Consider the following 17921-nt stretch of genomic DNA (forward strand, 5'->3'; position numbering starts at 1 on the left):
TACAGACCTAGACAATCGGTATCTTCGCAGGTCAGCGGGCACTTCCCTCCTTCACGTCCAGACACCCCCATGAAATCTCCGGGTTAGAGGGCAACATCGAGGCCCATCTCACCTCTCATGGCTGGGCAAAGGCCGACCCTGGCACCCACGACAAGAGGCTCGGGCTGTTCCCCGAGGAGTTGTTTGCCTTCGTCGGCCTCACCCAGCCCAAGGCGTGGGCCAATCTGGTGCGCCGGCACGGTGGTGAGGAGGCTGCACGCATCAAGTTCCTGAGCCGCGTCGCTGCCGAACTCGACCAGCGCGGCACGATCTCCGTCCTGCGAGACCCGGTCAAGGACCTCGGTGTTGATGTGCGGCTGTGCTACTTCAAGCCAGCATCGGGACTCAACGCAGAGCAGACCTCTCGTTACGAGGCCAATCGGCTGGCGGTGGTGCGCCAACTGCACCATTCGGAGGCGAATCCGATGGACTCGCTGGACATGACCCTGGTGGTCAATGGCATCCCAGTGGCCACGGCCGAATTGAAGAACACCCTCACGGGGCAGAACGTGGAGAATGCCCGCCAGCAGTACCGCAACGATCGCAACCCGTCCGACCTGATCTTCGCCGGCCGAACCCTGGTGCACTTCGCCGTCGATCCGCACCACGTGTCGATGACCACGAAGCTCGCGGGCGAGCAGACTCGCTTCCTGCCCTTCGACCAGGGCAGTGCCGGCGCAGGCCAGCCGGGCACGGCAGGCAATCCCCCGGTGGCGCTGTCGGAAGGGTCAACCGGCAGCTACCAGACCTCATACCTGTGGGAGCAGGTGTGGCAGCGCGATGCGTGGCTCGACATCCTGGGCAACTTCGTCCACTCCAGCAACGGCACCATCCTCTTCCCCCGCTTCCACCAGTGGCATGCGGTGCGCTCCATCCTGGAGGCCACCCGCCGCGACGGCGCCGGGGTCGACCGGCTGGTGCAGCACTCGGCAGGCTCGGGCAAGTCAAACACCATTGCCTGGTCCGCCCACCAGCTCAGCCGTCTGCACGACGCATCAGACTGTCCGATCTTCGACAAGGTGGTCGTGATCACCGACCGCAAGGTGCTCGACAAGCAGCTGCAGGACACGGTGGCCGGCTTCGACCACACCCCCGGCACCATCGTGCGCGTCGACAAGCACTCCTCCCAGCTCAAGGAAGCCCTCGAAGGCAACGCCGCCCGCATCATCATCACCACCCTGCAGAAGTTCCCCGTGGTGGTGAAGGCCGCCGCCGAGGAGGCCGCTCGCGGAGAGGCCAAGGAAGTGGCAGGCCGCCAGTTCGCCATCATCGTCGACGAGGCCCACTCCTCCACCAGCGGCGAGGCGGTCAAGGAACTCAAGCGAGTCCTCGGAGGCCCAGAGGCAATGCTGGCCGCGGCCGAAGAAGCCGAGAATGCCGCCGAAGAAGCCGCCGATGCGGCCGACATCATCGTCGAATCCGCCGCCTACCGCGGCAAGCAGAAGAACCTCTCCTTCTTCGCCTTCACGGCCACCCCCAAGGCCAAGACTCTCGACCTGTTCGGCGAAAACGGTCCAGACGGGCTCAAGCGCCCCTTCCACATCTATTCGATGCGTCAGGCCATTGCCGAAGGCTTCATCCTGGACGTGCTGAGCAACTACACCACCTATGGCGTCTACTACCGGCTGGCCAACAGTGAGGGTGCTCTCGACCCCGACCTCGACACCCGCAAGGGCAAGGCGGCGCTGGCCCGGTTCGCGTCGCTGCACCCCTACAACCTCGATGCCAAGGCCGAGGTGATCGTCGAACACTTCCGACAGAAGACCGCCGCCCGGATCAACGGCCGCGCCAAGGCCATGGTGGTCATCCGCTCACGCCTCCACGCGGTAAAGACCAAGGAAGCGATCGACCACTACATCGCACGCAAGGGCTACGACAAGGGCGCCCACCCGCTGCGCGCGCTGGTGGCCTTCTCCGGTGAGGTCCCCGACCCTGACCTGCCCGAGAAGAAGCGGACCGAGGCGGAGATCAACGGCTTCCCCGAAGGCCAGCTGCCGAAGAAGTTCCACAGCGACGAATACCAGGTGCTGGTGGTGGCCGAGAAGTACCAGACCGGCTTCGACGAGCCACTGCTGCACACCATGTACGTCGACAAGAAGCTCTCCGGGGTGAAGGCGGTCCAGACTCTCTCGCGGTTGAATCGCACGGCCCCCGGAAAGGAGGACACCTTCGTCCTGGACTTCGCCAACACCGCCGAGGAGATCCAGCAGGCCTTCGAGCCCTTCTACGAGGTGTCCCTGGCCACACCCACCGACCCCAATGTGCTCTACAACCTCAGCAACGAGCTGTGGGCGGCGCAGGTGCTGTCGGACCCCGAGATGGACGCCAGCGTGGAGGCGCTGCTCAGCGACGACCCCAGCCGGCAGGACCAGATCTACGCCAACCTCAACCCCGCGGTGGGGCGCTGGATTGCGCTGGATGATGATGCGGCCGAAGCCTTCCGCGGCACCTTGAAGAGCTACTGCCGTGTCTACAGCTTCTTGGCTCAGGTGATGCAGTTCATCGACCCGTCGCTGGAAAAGCTGTACCTCTACGGCAAGCTGCTGCTCACCCAGCTTCCCGCCGCCGACGGGGATCCCCTGCCGCAGATCAGCGAACAGGTCCAGTTGACCCATCTGCGCCTTGCCGTGACCGAAGAAACCTCCATTGCCCTGGCCGGCGACGACACCCCCGGCTCTGCCCTGCCCGGCGAAGGGCTCGGACCGGGCACGGAACCCGAGATGGACAAGCTGTCGGCGCTGATCCAGGTGATCAACGAGAAGTTCGGTGCCGACCTGGACGACTCCGACAAGCTGCTGTTCGAGCAGACCCGGATCGACATCATGCGCCATGAAGGCATGAGGGTCGTCGCCGAGAACAACGACCGCAGCCAGTACCGGATCGTGCTGGAGGACAACGCCGACGACATGATGCTGGACCGGAGCAACCGCAACGAAGGGCTGCGCGACCGCTACTTCGCCAACCCTGAGTTCAAGCGGCTGGTGCTCGACTTCCTGATGAGCACCTACGACGAGTTCCGCAGCACCGTCTGAGCCCCTCTGTCACCCGTGCCCGCACGGTGAACCATTCTTGTCAGACCTCAATGCCACGCTTTCCATGGGAGCAAGGAAGCCCCACCCACTGATCAATGGGGAGGTCAACGTGGATTCCAATCAAGCAGTCATCGTCGAGGACGTGGCGGCGTGGCGACAGGTCATCCTTGGCGATGGCGCGCGACGACGCCAGCGCGTCACCCTGCACGGAGAGTTCCGTGGAAAACTCAAGCATGCATCGGGAAGGACCAGCCTGATCCTTCCCGGCATCGCGGGCGATGACTCAAGCGGCTTTGCCTCATTGGGCGGCTATGTGGTGTCGGTGAACAAGGTTGACGTGGCGGCAGGAGACCAAATCCATTGCGCAGCCGAGATGGCAGGCACCCTTCGCGTGGACAACCGTGGCCAGCTCTACCTCAACAACGCGACGCTCGCGCTCAAGCCCAATCTCCGAGGCCCCTACGAGCGCTGGCGAGCGCGGCAGTGCCGACTCAGCGGCATCCGGGTTGGTGAACGCCCCCGAGTGAAGCTCTCCCAGACGGAAACCGAGGTGACTGCCCACCTGACGGCCAACGCCGACAAGAGGATCCTCTGGGCGGGCAGCAGGGAACTCAAGGCCTTTGGCGACGCGGTGCGCACTGAGCACGGGGTGGATCGCAAGATCGCAGACCGGTTGCTTGCCCAGGATGTCAGTCTCGGCAGCCATGACACCCCGCAAAAGCTCGCTGCCCTCCTCAACACGGTCTCCTCAGACAACACAGCCATGGTGATCATCGCGCGCGGCGGCGGCGACATCGGCGACCTCGCTAGACTGGAGAATGCCGACCTGCTGCGCGCCGCAAAGGAGTGTGCGCAGCGAGTCCCGATCATTCTCGCTGCGGGTCACAAGGACGATGAGCTACTACTGGGTGGTGCCGTCACCTGGAGCGTCGGTGTGCCCGCGAACCTTGGCTATGTGCTGCGCCCCTTCTGCCACGGACTGGGCGGGACAACCGCTGACCGCAAGAGCAAGGAGTTCCAGCGTCGACAGGCCAACTCTCTGAGGAGGCAGCTTCTTGATCTCAGCAGCGAGAACAACGCCTTGTCCCGAGAACTCGCGGACAAGACGAGTGAACTGCGCCGCGCGCTGCGGGACCTTGGCGACGCTCGACGCCAGACTCAGCATGCATACGACGAGGCTGGCCGACAACTCCGTTGGACCACCCAACGGCATCTGGACGGATTGGCAGAACAAGCCCGGCACCGGATTGCCCGGACCTATCATCTCGCCTGTTTCACCATGGCTCTGCTGACTGCCACGGCTTGGCTGGCCATTGATTCCTTTGCCCCTGAGTTCGTTCGGGGCCACCCTCAAGCCGTGCTGGGAACCAGCCTCATCACCTTGATCATCTGTCTGCACCTTGCTCTAGCACCCCGACGGCTGGGTAAACGCCCCCGATTCGCCTCGTCCAAACCAATTGATCAAGAAGCAGCATTCCGGTCAGTTCGGACGGTCTGCGGCTACAACCGTGCTGTCCACGCGACTGATATCTCCATGGATACGCACTCCCAATGACCGATCTGCGACCCATTGGTCTGGCAAGAACAAGAGCGCCTCCTCTCTCGACACCACACCTCATGGACGGCCCGCCCAACGCACACGTAGCGTCACTGATACCAACGACGGAAGAGACGGCATGAACGACATCCTGAAGGATCCGAACTATGGAATCGACGTCATCATCCACATCCCCATCGACGACCTGCTACCCGTGCTCGCTCTGCTCAAGATCCTTGAGCGTCACATCGGCAGCCCTGCACTCACTCCTGACGATCTGATCGAGCGACTGCTGAACGCGGTGGTCAACAGCGGTTCAGTTCGCCCCGACTACAGTTTGATCTTCGAGCAGCACCAAGCACTCGATGCTGATGGACGGCGTCAGGCGCTGCAGGACATCTTGCAAAGCCTGAACAAAAGGTATGGAGATCTGTTCTTTGAACAGACAAACAGGTGACGAGAACAGGCGCGGTGGCCATGGAGATGGGCTGTTCAGCCACCGCGACTGAACTCTGCAGCTTCTGGTGGTTCTCAGTGTGTCTTGCACTCGCAGCACCTCAATTCGTGAAGATCCGCGGCTCTACTTCCAGAAGCATCACTCCCCCGTCGGAAGCTTCCACGTGGCGCGGGGATCCTTGGCGGATTTCCCCTCCCAGACCACCTCACCTACTTCCTGCAGCGCCTTGAGCGCCCGGATCGTCGCGGGCCGCTGGCGTCCGATGCCCGTCGAGATCTCTCCTGTTCCCAAGGGGCGGCCGGCGGCGCGCAGCACTTCCAGCACGCTGTGGGCGCCGCCGGGAAGTCGCGCCTCTGTCTCCGCAGCCAGCCGCGGCGTGCTCAGCAGGGTGAGCCGGACACTGCCGGACGTCTGCCGGTAGATGGGGTCGGCCAGTCCTCGCATGCGCATCTCGTCGAAGATGCGGATGATGCCCTCACCCTTCTCTTGGGTGATTCCCAGGTCATTGCAGACGCGGGCGATCCGCGGATTGCGGGCATAGCGGGCGATGTCGAGCGGGCGTTGCGGGTCGACGATCCCGGGAAAGCGCCCGGGGCTCTCGATCTCGATGCGGTCCGGGTACAGGTGGACCCTGATGTGGTCGCCGGCCATGCTGTAGGACCGGTGCACAACGGCATTCACCAAGCCCTCCAACCAGGCATCACGGGGAACCAGGTCAACCGGCCCGAACTTGCCGTCCTCGCGCAGGGCCCGGCGGCGTGGCATCCACTCCTCCACCAGCGCCGCGGATTCCTCAATGACATGGGGGATCGGCCCCTCGATGCGTCGATCACCGCCCTCGGCGAGGCTCTGCCGGCCGCCGGTGCCCGCCTCTGTCGACAGGTAGCGCAGGATGCGCACGTGCGCATGCGGCATGAGCTCCTGCGGACGGAGCGCCAGCAGCAGGTAGGCGGCGATCGTCACGTCCCCCTGCAGGCCGAGCAGGCTGCGGGCGGCCAGCACACGCTCGTCATTGCCCCGGGCGCCGATCGCTCGTCGCAGTCCGTCAAGCAGGGCCGGGTCCAGGTCATTGGACGAGATCCCGGGCATGGGGCGCGCCTCGTACTCCGCCGCGCCCCGGTCGTAGAGCAGCTCCTCGCGCTGGGTGACCGTCAGCTTCATGGTGGAGTCGCCAACGCGGAGGTAGCAGTGACCCGACGTGCTCTCGTGCACGGTCCGACCGGGCGAGACATCTGCCAGCAGGACGGTCTGCCCATCGATGACAGGTAGTTCCGTGAACCGTACCCGCGGTGGCGGGGCGCAGTGGGTCTGCGGCACCCGGCGCAATTCGTTGACGTGACGGGTGTTCGCGTCCAGGTCCTCGATGACGCCCTCACTGATGCCGACGACCACCAGCCCACCCTCGGCATTGGCCATGCCGATGATGGACTTGGCGAAGACTTCGGCCGTGACGCGCACGGACTTGCGCTCGACCCACTGATCCTCGGGCACGCTGAACAGCAAGGACTGCCGCTCCGCAGAATCCATCGCTTGAAGATTCGTCACATCGAGCTGCATCTACTCTCACCTACTCTAATATTATTAGAGTTAGAGTAGCTCAGCAAGATTGACCTGTTCTGCTGGAGCCTCTGGCTCCCCCAGCCCACTACGCAATCCTCCAAGGCCCGGCGAAGGCCTGCAAGGCGTCCGTTGCGAAGCACTCGCACACGTGAGCTTTTCCTCAGGCTTCAATCGCAGCGCGGTCAAGCGCAGGCCCCAGCGACAGGTGGATCCCGCGCTCAGCGGTCTCGATCTCGACCGGTCGACCGTGTACTGCGCTCACAACATCTGCGGTGGCCAGCCAAGCTGCGGTGAGGGCGCGCGCCTGGGTGACTTCGGCCGCGAAGAGGGACAACTCCCGGTACTGGTCACGGCGCTCCCAGGCGTCCGCCTTGTAGTCGCCCTCGAACAGGCGCGGCAGGGCCGGAGTCACCAGCCGGACGAACTTCTGCACGAGACCGGGGCTCGTCACATCGACCGGCGCCAAATCCAGCTCGTTGCTCACGAACAATCGCCGGTGCAGACGAGCTGGGTCACGAACGACCGCACTCAAGTCACGTCCAAAATCGCCCGTCGACTTCGCCTGAACGCACCGTGCCCAGCGGATGGCCGGATCCTCGGCCAGCTCATGCAGGAAGTCGAGGTTCAACGAGTGGTGCGGTAGCGCCTCGTGGACAACATCGGTGAGCGCGATCTCCGTACTTGCCGCCAGCGCATCGAACTGGTCTGCGAGCAGGGCGCGGTATCCGCGCAGTGATTCCTGAACCTGGTCCAGCTCGTAGAGAATCGACTGGGGAAGGGCTGCCTTCTTGTTCTCCACGAGGAATCGCATCATGGCGTCGGCCTCGCGCCCGACGTATTCGCTGACGTTGAGGTCGATGCCTGGAGTCGAGGAGTGGACCTTCCCCCAACGGCCGAGCATGTCCTCCAGCCATTCACGGTGGCGGGCAAGTTCGGCATTCGAGCGATCCCACTCCATCTGTTGGTGCCGCTGCCAAGTCTCGAAGATGGATGTCGCAGAATCCGTCACTGCTGCGATCGCCTGCACGTAGGGATTGAAGCTGAACGCTGCGGGCTGCACCGGGGCGGCGGAGGGCGGCGTCGGGGGCGCGGGCAGGGGAAACCACTTCACACCGCCTGGGCCGTACTGCATGGCCCAGTGGGAGCCGTCGTCCTTGGTCACGGAATAGGTCCGGGGTGGTGTGGTCATGGCTTCTCCTGGTGTCGGGGGAGGACTTGCGTGGATGGGTGGCCGATTCGCTTCACTCTTTGTACCGAAGGGGATACCTGCCGGGGCGCAACCGGAGGACAGTCTCAGGGGCGCTTCAGTCGGTCAGGCACGTGGTTGTCGTCGTGGACAGGTCAGTCCAAGGGCCGCAAATTGATGCGCAAATCCTCGGGTGACAGCGACGATTCCCGCATCATGTCGATCATGTCCTCTTGCCGGGGCTGCCCGAGGGCAACGCGGTAGAAGGCCACGTCCTGCTTCACCCGCTGGTAGGCCGACTGCTCCGTGCTGAACGCGATCGGTGCCACATGGCGTTCGATCCGTGCGTCTCCCGGGTAGACCCAGTCGGGGGCGAAACCGAAATCGTCGGTGTGTGCAGAAGCACAGGCGTACGCCCGACTCCACGGGTTCGCCGCATCACTCGACAAGATCTCCATGCTGTGCGCCTGTGCGATGTTCTTGCGGACCGCATGGCCGTGATAGCGGTCCACCCGCCCCTCGCGCTGCTCGAAGTCCACCGGATTGGGCGGCGTGTTCCAGTGGAAGACGGCGTGACACCACCAGTGGAAGTCCACCCCTTCCTGACCCACCGATGTGGACGCCAGGACGAAAGGCCAGAACGGCGAATTGAAGGCTGCACGCACCTGGGGCTGACGGGCATCCTCAGCCTTCTGGTCGCGCCCGCCGTACCGGGCAGCAAAGCCGCCATTGAAAGCCAGGGTCTCGCGTGGTCCCCCCGGATCGAGGGCCGTGTACGTTGCCGAGCGGAGACCGATGGAGCCCGCCAGTTCCTGGGCAAATGCGACGAGCGTCTCGTCGTTGAATCGCGGCCGTCCGCTGTCCGACCAGACCTGATGTGCCCACTCGTCCAGGACGGCCTCGAGATTGCCGTGGGCGCAGTAGTGCAGGGCTGCCTGCCAGGTCGGATACTTCTCGTACGTACCTTTGCTGAGCAGGGCGATCACCTCGGGGCGCTGGAAGAGTGAACGGACACCGTTGGCGAGCGCGGCCGCGGCCTGGTGGCGGCCAGGTTCGCTGACATTGCCCAGATCGTCCGAGCAGTCGACCAGACGACCGATGACACGCAGCGAGACACATCCCGGCGCGAAGAGCGCGACACGAGCCAAGGTGTGCCGGTCCCGCAAGTCAGGCTCGACATGGCCGCGCCGACGGCTGGCAAGGGCATGCAGCACGTGTTGATCCAGACCTGTGAGCCGCCCCTCCTGCACAAGGACACCATCCGCATCGGTGTCCTCATCGACCCCAGGTGCCGATGACGCCTGCCGGGTCATGGCAGTGACGAGCGGGCGGACAGAGTCCGGTACGCGCTCGTAGCTCTGTTCCAGATCGACATCGAGCCAGTTGGCGGGATCATTGAAGACCGTGCGCCACAGGACATCGCGACCCACCCCTTCGGCCGCGGGCCGCTCATCGTCGTTGCCCCCGTAGATGCACTTGAGCCGGTCAGCTACTTTTTTCACGGCCTGTCGGCTCGTGACTGGACGGCCGCCGTTGGCGCGTGCCATGGCCCGGACGTCGCCCAAGGTGGCCAGTCGCGTCAGTGGCCACATCATCAACAGGGTGGTCATGTTGGAGGGGCGGTCCCCCGAGACCGAGTACCCGAACCCCCGGGACACCTTGCGGCGCCCCTCGGGCGTGTATTCGGCATAAGCAGCCTCCCGCCCATGGGCGGGCTCGGCCATGCGCCGCTCAGCCTCGTAGCTGAGCATGCTCGCCACTGCCGCGGGAGTCGCCGTCCAGGACGAGAAGACAAGCCGCTTGGTCATGCCCGCGACCCAGGGTTCTGCATAGGCATGGGATGGCTCGACGTAGGGCAAGGTCGCAGGCAGCCACAGCAGCTTCCACCAGCCCCGGTCAAGTGTCTGCTCATAGAGCACACGCATGCGGGCATTTCCTGGCTCAATGGCCCGGAACGCGGCGGTCTGTTCGGACGACAGCAGGGCCGCAGACCTCAACGGCGCCCGCGCCGCATCCGGCCAGGCGTCGAGCAACTTCCCCTCGTGGTGGGTCAACCGCTCCCCCAGCTTGTAGCCGCCGCAGAAGTTCAGGAAGTAGGGCGCGCTCTTCCAGTACTCGGCACTGACGAGACGGTGGTCCTTGGGCCGTGCGATTGCTCGGGCCACATCGTTGGCGGCCATGTAGGCCTTCAGATCTGCAGCCAGCACCTGGTCAGCCGGGCTGATCACCTCGCGGTGCATGGTGTCTCGATCGAGCGTGGGGCGCTCCCACCGGGTCATCACCTGCCGGAGTTGGCTCGAGAGCCTCTCGAGCTCGACCTGCGGCGCCTGCCCACGCCGGGCACCCTCACGGATCGCTGCGAACCCCTCGCGCACCTCATCCACGTCCAAGCCAGCGCCACCATCGGCAAGGAATCTCAGCACGGCCATGAAGTCCTGCTCGTGATCCTCGCCCTCCTCCGCAAAGGTGAACGGCTTGTACGGGGTCGCTGACAGCAGCAGAGTGCGTGCATTCGGATGTGTGAACAGCGCATGCGCCAGCTCGCCCGACTCGGTTTCGGGATCGAGAAGTTCACGAAAGCGCTGGAACTCGTCCAGGATCACCAGGTCGGGCTCGAGGGTGTTGACGCCGGCCCGTGCCAGGGCCGAGCGGAGTTCCCCCGTCAGCTTCCAGATGTGGCGCCAGTGATCCTCGGTGGGGAGCTTGGGAGCTCCCGAAGAGAACATGTCGAGCGTCCGCTGGAGCAGGGTGTCGCCACCATCGGCCTCGGCGGTCAGCTGGGTCTCGAAGGAGGCAATGATGTCGGGGTCCAGACGCCCGTTGCGGCTCTGCCATTGAGGCCATGCGAGGTAGTCGCGGCGGAAGTTCTCGATGCTGCGCACACCGCCGCGGAAGAACTTGGCACTGGCACGCTCCACCTCGTCGCTGTTCCGCCCCATCTTGTCGAGCACCAGCCCGAGGATCACGTGCAGCATCGCGCGCTCCTCAGCCCTGCCGCCCGACCATCCCTTCTGGAAAGACGTTGCGGGAGTGAAGGAGACCAGATTCACGGGCTTGCTGCCGTCCTCCGGACGGGCGTTGAGCGCCCCCGTCTGGCTCGCCAACATCGTGAGACGGGTGTTCATCGGGTGCACCGCATTGCCCATCACGTTGAGTCGACGCAGGTTCTGGGCGGCGAGGTCCTGGTTCGAGCAGACGTAGACGATGTCGATCCGGTCGACGGAGTCGTCCTGCTGCAGCTGGTCGATCGTCCGGGCGACCACGCCGCGCGCCACAATGCTCTTGCCGAGACCAGTTTCGTCAGCGACCAAGAACCGGCGGCTCGGCGTCGGGCCGTGGAAGCGCCGCATGATGTGGTCGACCGTGAGCCGCTGGAAGGGGGTCAGCCGCGCGCACACCGAATCGGCGATGTTCTGCTTCACTTCACACCCTTCGGCAGCACCGTGCGGACCTCGTCCCAGAAGACCTCGAAACCATCCGGCAGCACGCTTCGGCCATCGTCGGTGGCTGCCAGGCGCCGAACCAGATCATCGATGGGCAGCAGGCTCCTCGGGTCGGTGGCCAGTGCCGACAGGACGAGTTCGAGCTCGCCTCCAGTGTCGCGCGCGCCACTGGCACCCCAACTTCCTCCAGGGTCGGCCGCCAACTCGTCCCCGGCGACGAAATCGGTGGCAGAAATCATGCCCAGCAGCAGGTGCAGTAGCCGTAGGAACTTGTCCTTGGTGTCGATCTGTCGGGCCAGCACCTGGTCGAAGCGGTCGTCTGGGGCACCTTGCAGCGTTGCCACCACAACCGTCGACGCGCTGATGCCGGAGGGATCCAGCACGCGGACGGTGACATAGGCGGTGATGTCGGGTGTTTCCACGCCTTCGAACGCGACGGTCATTGTCCCGTCGGGTGCGACGCGCCGTTCACGTCCCGGCAGAGTCAGTAGCCCCACGCTGACTGTTCGGTTGCCTGCTGTCGGATAAGCACGGTCGGCGCTGATGGTGATGGAATGCCCGTTGCCGGCCGCGGGGGCGACGTCGACTCGATGGCTGATGGCTGCCACTGATCGAAGCCAGTTCTCGAGTTCGCGGCGGACCTCGTCCTCCAGGTCGGGTTCTTCGACCTCACCGGGGTGGTAGCGATCGAGGAAATTCTCGAGGGCGCCGCCCTTCGCACCGACGTGGTGCCCCAGGATGGCATCGATGCCGATGGTGTGGCGTCGGCCGGTGAACTCAAGGAGAAGTTCCGTGTTGCGGGTGAAGGCCTGATTGGTGGCATTGGCAGACCCGACGAGCAAGCGATCCGTCCGGGAACGACCGTCGAGCGGTTCGAGCACGTAGAGCTTGGCGTGAAGGTCCGCGGTCAGACCGCCCAGGCTGGCGGATGGCGCGTCGGGTGGTGCAGCCTCGTCCGGCTCGATCCTGTCATCGCCCGCCGCCGGATTGATGACGAAGGTCGCCACGCCTCGGCGCGCGTCAGCGGACAGCGCGTCCATCTGCCCGGGGCGGGAAACCAGGAACACCCCCTCTCGGGCGCGCAGGTTGGTGATGCCGACGTCGTCCACGAAGGGCGAGATGGCCAGCACCCGGCGTCCGTGCAGATCGACGGATGAGAGGTCGGTGTGGATGGTGAGCGACTCGGCCCACGTGGGCCGTTCCCACACGACCCGCGCTGCGTCATGGGCCAGCGACTTGATGCGGTCACGACGCTCGGCCGGAAGTTCCCCGGTTGCTCGCTGCGGCAGGCTGCGAATGAGTTCCGCCAAGGAAAAGTTGCCTTCGATGGGATCTGCCGCGAGCCCGGTGGAATCCAGTCGGACGATGATGTCCCACGTGTTGTCGCCCGTGAGGTTTCGAGTCAGGACCAGCAACCGGTGAGTCATCTCCCCCGTGGGAGTGGAGAAGCGCAGGAACCACAACTTGGGATGGAAGAGCGCCCCGCGCGGGGGTGCCACCTGGTGGATCATGGGTTCCAAGAAGGTGAACAGGTCATTACGTCGGGAAGGGACCGCGATACAGCCTGCCTGACAGAACACATCGACGCGATCGCTGATGCGCTTGATGCCCTCCAGCAGGACGACCGGGTCGCGGGTCTCATCGTCGAGCCTGAGGGTCGAGAAGGCCAGCGCAGGGATCAGAGCGGCCTGCAGCGAGAGCGTGAAGGTGGTTGCCACGGCGGCGTCGAGCTGGTGGCCCGGCGGTGGCTGGAGACCGGCCAAGAGCACCTGGCGCTGGTCCGGTTCGAGCATCAGCCCAGCACTCCCTGCATGATGTCGACGACGAGGCCACGCACATTGGACCATCGAAAGGTGTAGCCGCCTGTGCCCGCCTCGCCCGACCACGTCTCCAGCATGCGGGGATTCGCCAGGCGCGCCTGGGCGCCCTTGCGACGCTCACGCTCGGTGATCAGAGTGCGAAGACCCCCATCGTCGGCAATCTCACGCTTGGCGTCGATGTCGACCTGCGCACCCTGCACCCAGGACTCGACGAACTGTCTGGCAGCCAGCGGAATGATCGCCGTCGAAGGCAGGATCGCCCACAGCTGGGAGGGCTCCCACGTGCGGAGCCCCTCATCCTTGGCGAACTCTTCCTGCCAGATGTGCAGGCGTTCGCGATGATCGTCGGTGAGCGCCCCTTTCTCCGTGAAGCCATTCGCCGCGCAGGCTTCCCCAAGCATCAGGTTGTAGAGCAGGGCGGCCCCCATCATGGTGCGGCTGAACCTGCGTGCCTGCTCCACCCGCTCGTCAGGCGCGAGGTCGGGATGGAGCCAAGCCTTGCCGCAGTTCATGAGTGACTGGATGCGCTGTGCGTCCAGATGCTCGGGATCAAGCAAGACGGCCAGTGGAGTGTCACGGTGGTTCGTGACAATGCGTTCTCTAAGCCACTGCGCCTCGGCCTGGCTCATCGAGAAGCCTCCAGCCGTCGATCGCGGAAAGCCCTTCGGCCGCGGCGGTAGTTCCGCCAAGGTGCTCCTGTTGCGGTTCGCCAGCTCGGTGGCCAAGTCGTCGACAGTCGACGGCCTCATGATGTCGTGGGGGCGTGCAGCACGGACGATGCCGTAGCTGCGCATGCCATTCCAGTAGAGAGCGGAAGCCCGGTTCCGCACCTCGCGCCCGGCTCGTCCACCGATGATGCCCAAGCCGGCTGCGTCAGCCTGCAGTTGCTCCACCAAATCGCCCTCCAGTCGCTTCACGATCTCGTCGAAGTCTCTGGGGGTGCGACTCCTCTCCGCGGCAATCTGGTAGATCCACGGGATGAACACGTAGTAGCGGGCGCGGGTTTGCAGCACCGAGGTTCCGGGGAAGAGGAGGTTAGAGAGCGCGTCCCGAATGGTGCCCAGGCCGAGTTCGTCGCGACCTTCCTTGCCTTCGAAGATCTTGATGATCTCCCGGGCCTGATTCATCTCTCGGGCTGAGGTATCGAGCCATGCGAGCGATGACGGCATTGTTCTCCTGGGCTGGCTGGGAATGGCTGCGATCCTAGCGACGAAAACGGGTGGAGAAGGGGAGACTCGTGGATGACCTGGGATTGATCACAGTCCCCGGAACCCCGGCCGTCGCTTCTCCCTGAACGCACCAACCGCCTCGGCGACGTCCTCGGATCCCGCACAGGCCCGCACCGACTCCGCCTCATCGGCCAGACTGTCCGCGAGGCTCGTCGTCACGCGCGCGAAGTTCCGGCGAATCCCCGCATAGGCGAGCGTCGGGCCGGCGGCAAGGCGCTCGGCAAGCTCACGGGCAGTCTGGTCCAGCTCCGTCTCGTCCACCACGACATCCACCAGCCCTGCGCGCTGCGCCCGCTCGGCATCCATCGCCTCGTTGAGCAGGCAGAAGCGCTTCGCCGCGGAAATGCCCATCCGGGAGGCGAATCCCAGGGTCGACCCGCCGGTGTTGGGGATCGCCAGGCCGGTGAAGGCCGCCCGGAAACGCGCCCCCGAACCGGCCACCACCACATCCGCCATCGACGCCAGGCCCAGCGCACCGCCCACGCACCAGCCCTGCACCTGCGCCACGCTCGGCACCGGGAGCGCCCAGAGCCGTTCGAGCGCGGGGTTCAGCGCCTCGAAGAGCTCCACGACCGCACTGGGCAGCTCGTCGCCGCGCTCGTGGAAGGCGCGCACATCGGCACCCTGGGAGAAGTGCTCGCCCTCGGCGCGAAGCCACAGCGCCCGCACCGAAGGATCGGCATCGACCACCTCCACGGCGCGCGCCAGTGACTCGGCAAATCCCACGTCCACGCGATTGCCCGAGGCCGGGGCGCACAGCACGAGCTGCGCCACCGTCCCGGAGACCTCGATCCGAACCTGCTGTGTCATGTGCTCCCCCTGTGTCTCGTCAGCTCGTGGCCATCATCCCGCCACTGGCCCGGTTTCCCCCAGCGCCTCACGAAAGTGCTCCCTGAGCTGGTTCAAGGTGAACTCGTCACGCAGTGGACAGGCCGAGTTCTGGTTGGCGAACATCCCCTTGCGCCACAGGGCGTCCTCCCGGGAGCGCGTCTCCAACCACTCGACGGGCACCACCCACTCGGCCAGGTCATCGTCCTCGGTCACCGAGGGGGCCTCCGCATGCCGGTAGTGACCCTTCGTTGCCCCTTGGAGCTGCCGGCGTTCCCCATCCACCGTCACCTCTGCCCGGTCGAAACGAACGGGCTCACCCGTCACCATGCCAACGCCCACATAGCCGCGCTGCGGGATGTGTACGTTGACTCTTGCCCCTGGCGCGAGCTTCCGGATGGTTCGCGTGTAGAAGGAGCCGCCTCCCGCGCTCACGAACCCGAACTCGCGCGCGTCCTCCCAGTCGCGGCTGCCGCCGTCCTCGCCAAATGCGACGTACCAGTCAACCTGGTTCCAGTCCGCCTTCGTGGAGGACCTTGGCTGCCGGGACGGATTCGCCACTTCGTCCACCAGCCAGGACCGGGCCAGATATCGGTGGTCGCCATCCTCCAAGTAGGCAAAGAAGACAGCATTGATCGGCACGCCGAAGTCCCTGAGGTAGCCGACGATGCGCTCGCTGGAATCATCGAGCTGCGTGGCCACGATCAACATGCGTTGGTTCTGGTTGATCTGCTCCGGCAGTGAGCTCCCAAAGGCTTCATCGAAGCGTTCGGAGAGCTTCCCGCCCAGATGGGCCGCAGCGATGTCGAGGATGTCCTCGCGCGTCTGGGTGCTCACCCATTGCGCATAGTCGAGGACCTGGGCGACGACCTCGCGCGGGGTCTTGTCCCGCTTCAGTTCAAGGACGTGGATGTCACCGTCGGCGTCCATCCCCAGAAGGTCGACGAACTTGCCCTGCTTCGTCGGCACTTGCCGGCCGATGATCAGCAGTCTCTCGCCCAGCAAGGACGGGTCGTGGCACAGGAAGTCCTCCAGGTCCTTCTCCAGTGGCAGCATCGTCGCAGGAATGCGTCGCGGCCTGTCACCCTCGACGCGCCAGAGCCCCATCTCCAACGGCATGGTCAGCAACCCTCCACCTCATCGAACGAAACGGGCGGCACGAGTTCCGCCTCGGGTAGGTTCATCGCCGCGGCAAGGCAGGCAGCCATCCGTCGTGCCTTCTCGAGACCACCGGAAGAGGCAGCCCAAGAGTCGAAGGTGAGGTGGAAGTCCACATCCTTGGTGATCACGTCCAGCGACGGCCCCTGTTTGCCGCGCTCCCGGAAGCGCACATAACGCACGTCATCAAGCCTGATGACGTGCTCCAGCAGGCCTTCACTGCGAACGGCCCGGTGGGAGGAGATGAACAGCTGGGCCTTGGTGACGCCGAGCCAGGCGTTTCCCCCCACCACGCGGTCCAGGTTCACGTCGGCGATTGCCACCAACTCGTCGTCAAAGGGCACCAACCAGCGAAGGATGCGCAAGACCTCCTCGGGTACTTCCTTCTCGACACCGGCAAGGGATGGGCGGAGGGCACCCATGACGGGACGTTCACTGCCCTGGAGCGCCGCGACCCGTCCGGCGAGGACTTCGGCCATCTCCATCGACGCGGCCAGTGTCTTGGAAGGAGCGACCTTGGCGCGGATTCCTCCCCCTCCCAGTTCGGCTGCCAGATGACACTGCCGCTCGAGTTCCGACAGGAGCCCGGTCAGCTCCGCCAACGCCTCCGTGTGTCCGCGCTCGGCATCGTCGACGAGTTTCTGCAGCAGCTTCTCGTTCTCGACGGCGTGCTCCACGTCATGGGCAATGTGCGCTGCCCGCAAGACCTGGTAGCGGTACCAGGAACCCTCGGCAATGAGCAGCCCTTGGGCGTCGGCGGCAATCTGGCGGGCATTCTTCACCAGGTAGTCACGGCGCTTGGCGGCATCGGCGTCGAGCTCTCGAAGGTGTGCGGTCACCAGTGAGAGGAACAGGTGCTGCTGTTTGCGCAGGTCTGCCTCTTTCGAGCCGATCCTGGTGAAGATGTGGTCATTCACGAACCCGACGGCCTGGGCTTCACGCAGCGCTCCGATGGTGGTGTCCCGCAACCCTTGCAGTGCGGCCCACTGGTCCTGGTGGATGGCTTCGAGGACCCCACGGGTGAGGTCGATCACCTCGTCCACCCGTCGCGAGATGGAGGCGAGTTGCATCTGCACCGCCAGCAGCACCGCTGCCGGGCCGAGCGAGGAGAGCACCTGGGTGGCCTGCGGCCCGGCCACGGGGGCCCATCGGATCTGCTGCGAGAACTGGCCTCCTTGGGTCAGGACACCCAGGTTCCAACCGCCCGAGGTGAGTGGCGCCGCCGTCTCCAGAGCCTTGATCGTCTCGGGGGCGAGTTGGACGAGCCCCATCGGCATGGTTGCGGCAGCTGCCGCCGCGGCGGCTCCCACATTGCCGGCACCCACGGCGACTGACAGCTGATCGGTGAGGCGGCGACTCGCCTCATCGCCCAGCAGGTCGAAAGGCATCAGCTCCAGTCCTGCGGGTGCTTCGTCCGCGAAGAGCACTGCCAGGCCTGGATTCACCTCGACCAAGCTCGCGCGGGGCTCTTGGTCTGTCGCGGTGGGCACATCAGGGGACTGGTCGGTCACGGCTTCTCCTCGGGGAAATGCCCGCGCGGGTGGGGGGAACCGGATCTGCACGCGAGCAACAGGTGGGATGTCACTCATTATCTTCCTTGTCGGGATGGGGTTCGCTCAACCTGTCCTGAGG

The 17921-nt window shown here is 65.0% G+C and carries 11 protein-coding genes; 3 read left to right on the forward strand and 8 right to left on the reverse strand.

Annotated elements, in window-relative coordinates; all coding sequences use genetic code 11:
* Positions 1 to 179: 179 nt before the first annotated feature.
* The 3 genes from ACYVKA_RS05730 to ACYVKA_RS05740 all read left to right on the forward strand — a co-directional run bounded on the left by ACYVKA_RS05730 (position 180) and on the right by ACYVKA_RS05740 (position 5065).
* Entirely contained in the window at positions 180 to 3071 is a 2892-nt protein-coding gene (locus ACYVKA_RS05730) for a type I restriction endonuclease subunit R (protein WP_460703744.1), read from the forward strand.
* A gap of 109 nt (positions 3072 to 3180) precedes the next feature.
* Positions 3181 to 4626 carry an exodeoxyribonuclease VII large subunit gene (locus ACYVKA_RS05735; RefSeq protein ID WP_460703746.1) on the forward strand — a complete coding sequence of 482 codons (1446 nt, stop codon included), beginning with the start codon at positions 3181 to 3183 and terminating at the stop codon, positions 4624 to 4626.
* A gap of 121 nt (positions 4627 to 4747) precedes the next feature.
* Positions 4748 to 5065, forward strand: a complete 318-nt coding sequence (locus ACYVKA_RS05740; protein WP_460703748.1) for a hypothetical protein — start codon at positions 4748 to 4750, stop codon at positions 5063 to 5065.
* Positions 5066 to 5203: 138 nt separating this feature from the next.
* On the opposite strand, the gene ACYVKA_RS05745 is transcribed toward ACYVKA_RS05740, so the two are convergent.
* The 8 genes from ACYVKA_RS05745 to ACYVKA_RS05780 form a co-directional block, all read right to left on the reverse strand.
* Positions 5204 to 6592 (reverse strand): ATP-binding protein, encoded by a 1389-nt coding sequence (locus tag ACYVKA_RS05745; protein WP_460703750.1) that lies wholly within the window; start codon positions 6590 to 6592, stop codon positions 5204 to 5206.
* Between the two features lie 193 nt (positions 6593 to 6785).
* Positions 6786 to 7814: a hypothetical protein gene (locus ACYVKA_RS05750; protein WP_460703752.1), complete on the reverse strand. Its 1029-nt coding sequence runs from the start codon at positions 7812 to 7814 to the stop codon at positions 6786 to 6788.
* 152 nt (positions 7815 to 7966) lie between these two features.
* Complete coding sequence (locus tag ACYVKA_RS05755) at positions 7967 to 11233, reverse strand: P-loop NTPase family protein (RefSeq protein ID WP_460703754.1); 3267 nt, start codon at positions 11231 to 11233, stop codon at positions 7967 to 7969.
* Positions 11230 to 13047 carry a hypothetical protein gene (locus ACYVKA_RS05760; protein WP_460703756.1) on the reverse strand — a complete coding sequence of 606 codons (1818 nt, stop codon included), beginning with the start codon at positions 13045 to 13047 and terminating at the stop codon, positions 11230 to 11232. The genes ACYVKA_RS05755 and ACYVKA_RS05760 overlap by 4 nt, the downstream gene beginning before the upstream one ends.
* The gene (locus ACYVKA_RS05765; RefSeq protein ID WP_460703758.1) at positions 13047 to 14243 is read right to left on the reverse strand and encodes a DUF6361 family protein; all 1197 of its coding nucleotides are present in this window, start codon (positions 14241 to 14243) and stop codon (positions 13047 to 13049) included. The genes ACYVKA_RS05760 and ACYVKA_RS05765 overlap by 1 nt, the downstream gene beginning before the upstream one ends.
* An 87-nt stretch (positions 14244 to 14330) precedes the next feature.
* Positions 14331 to 15113 (reverse strand): enoyl-CoA hydratase/isomerase family protein, encoded by a 783-nt coding sequence (locus ACYVKA_RS05770; RefSeq protein ID WP_460703760.1) that lies wholly within the window; start codon positions 15111 to 15113, stop codon positions 14331 to 14333.
* Between the two features lie 33 nt (positions 15114 to 15146).
* Entirely contained in the window at positions 15147 to 16187 is a 1041-nt protein-coding gene (locus ACYVKA_RS05775; protein ID WP_460703762.1) for an endonuclease NucS domain-containing protein, read from the reverse strand.
* A 65-nt stretch (positions 16188 to 16252) separates the two neighbouring features.
* Positions 16253 to 17800, reverse strand: a complete 1548-nt coding sequence (locus ACYVKA_RS05780) for a hypothetical protein (RefSeq protein ID WP_460703764.1) — start codon at positions 17798 to 17800, stop codon at positions 16253 to 16255.
* Between the last annotated feature and the right edge of the window lie 121 nt (positions 17801 to 17921).

It is taken from the genome of Luteococcus sediminum (assembly GCF_054783495.1).

Coding starts and splice junctions, on each gene's coding strand:
- ACYVKA_RS05765 (WP_460703758.1), bottom strand. CDS start 14,243: ATGCCGTCATCGCTCGCATGGCTCGATACCTCAGCCCGAGAGATGAAT.
- ACYVKA_RS05770 (WP_460703760.1), bottom strand. CDS start 15,113: ATGACACAGCAGGTTCGGATCGAGGTCTCCGGGACGGTGGCGCAGCTC.
- ACYVKA_RS05740 (WP_460703748.1), top strand. CDS start 4,748: ATGAACGACATCCTGAAGGATCCGAACTATGGAATCGACGTCATCATC.
- ACYVKA_RS05775 (WP_460703762.1), bottom strand. CDS start 16,187: ATGCTGCCACTGGAGAAGGACCTGGAGGACTTCCTGTGCCACGACCCG.
- ACYVKA_RS05760 (WP_460703756.1), bottom strand. CDS start 13,047: ATGCTCGAACCGGACCAGCGCCAGGTGCTCTTGGCCGGTCTCCAGCCA.
- ACYVKA_RS05750 (WP_460703752.1), bottom strand. CDS start 7,814: ATGACCACACCACCCCGGACCTATTCCGTGACCAAGGACGACGGCTCC.
- ACYVKA_RS05745 (WP_460703750.1), bottom strand. CDS start 6,592: ATGGATTCTGCGGAGCGGCAGTCCTTGCTGTTCAGCGTGCCCGAGGAT.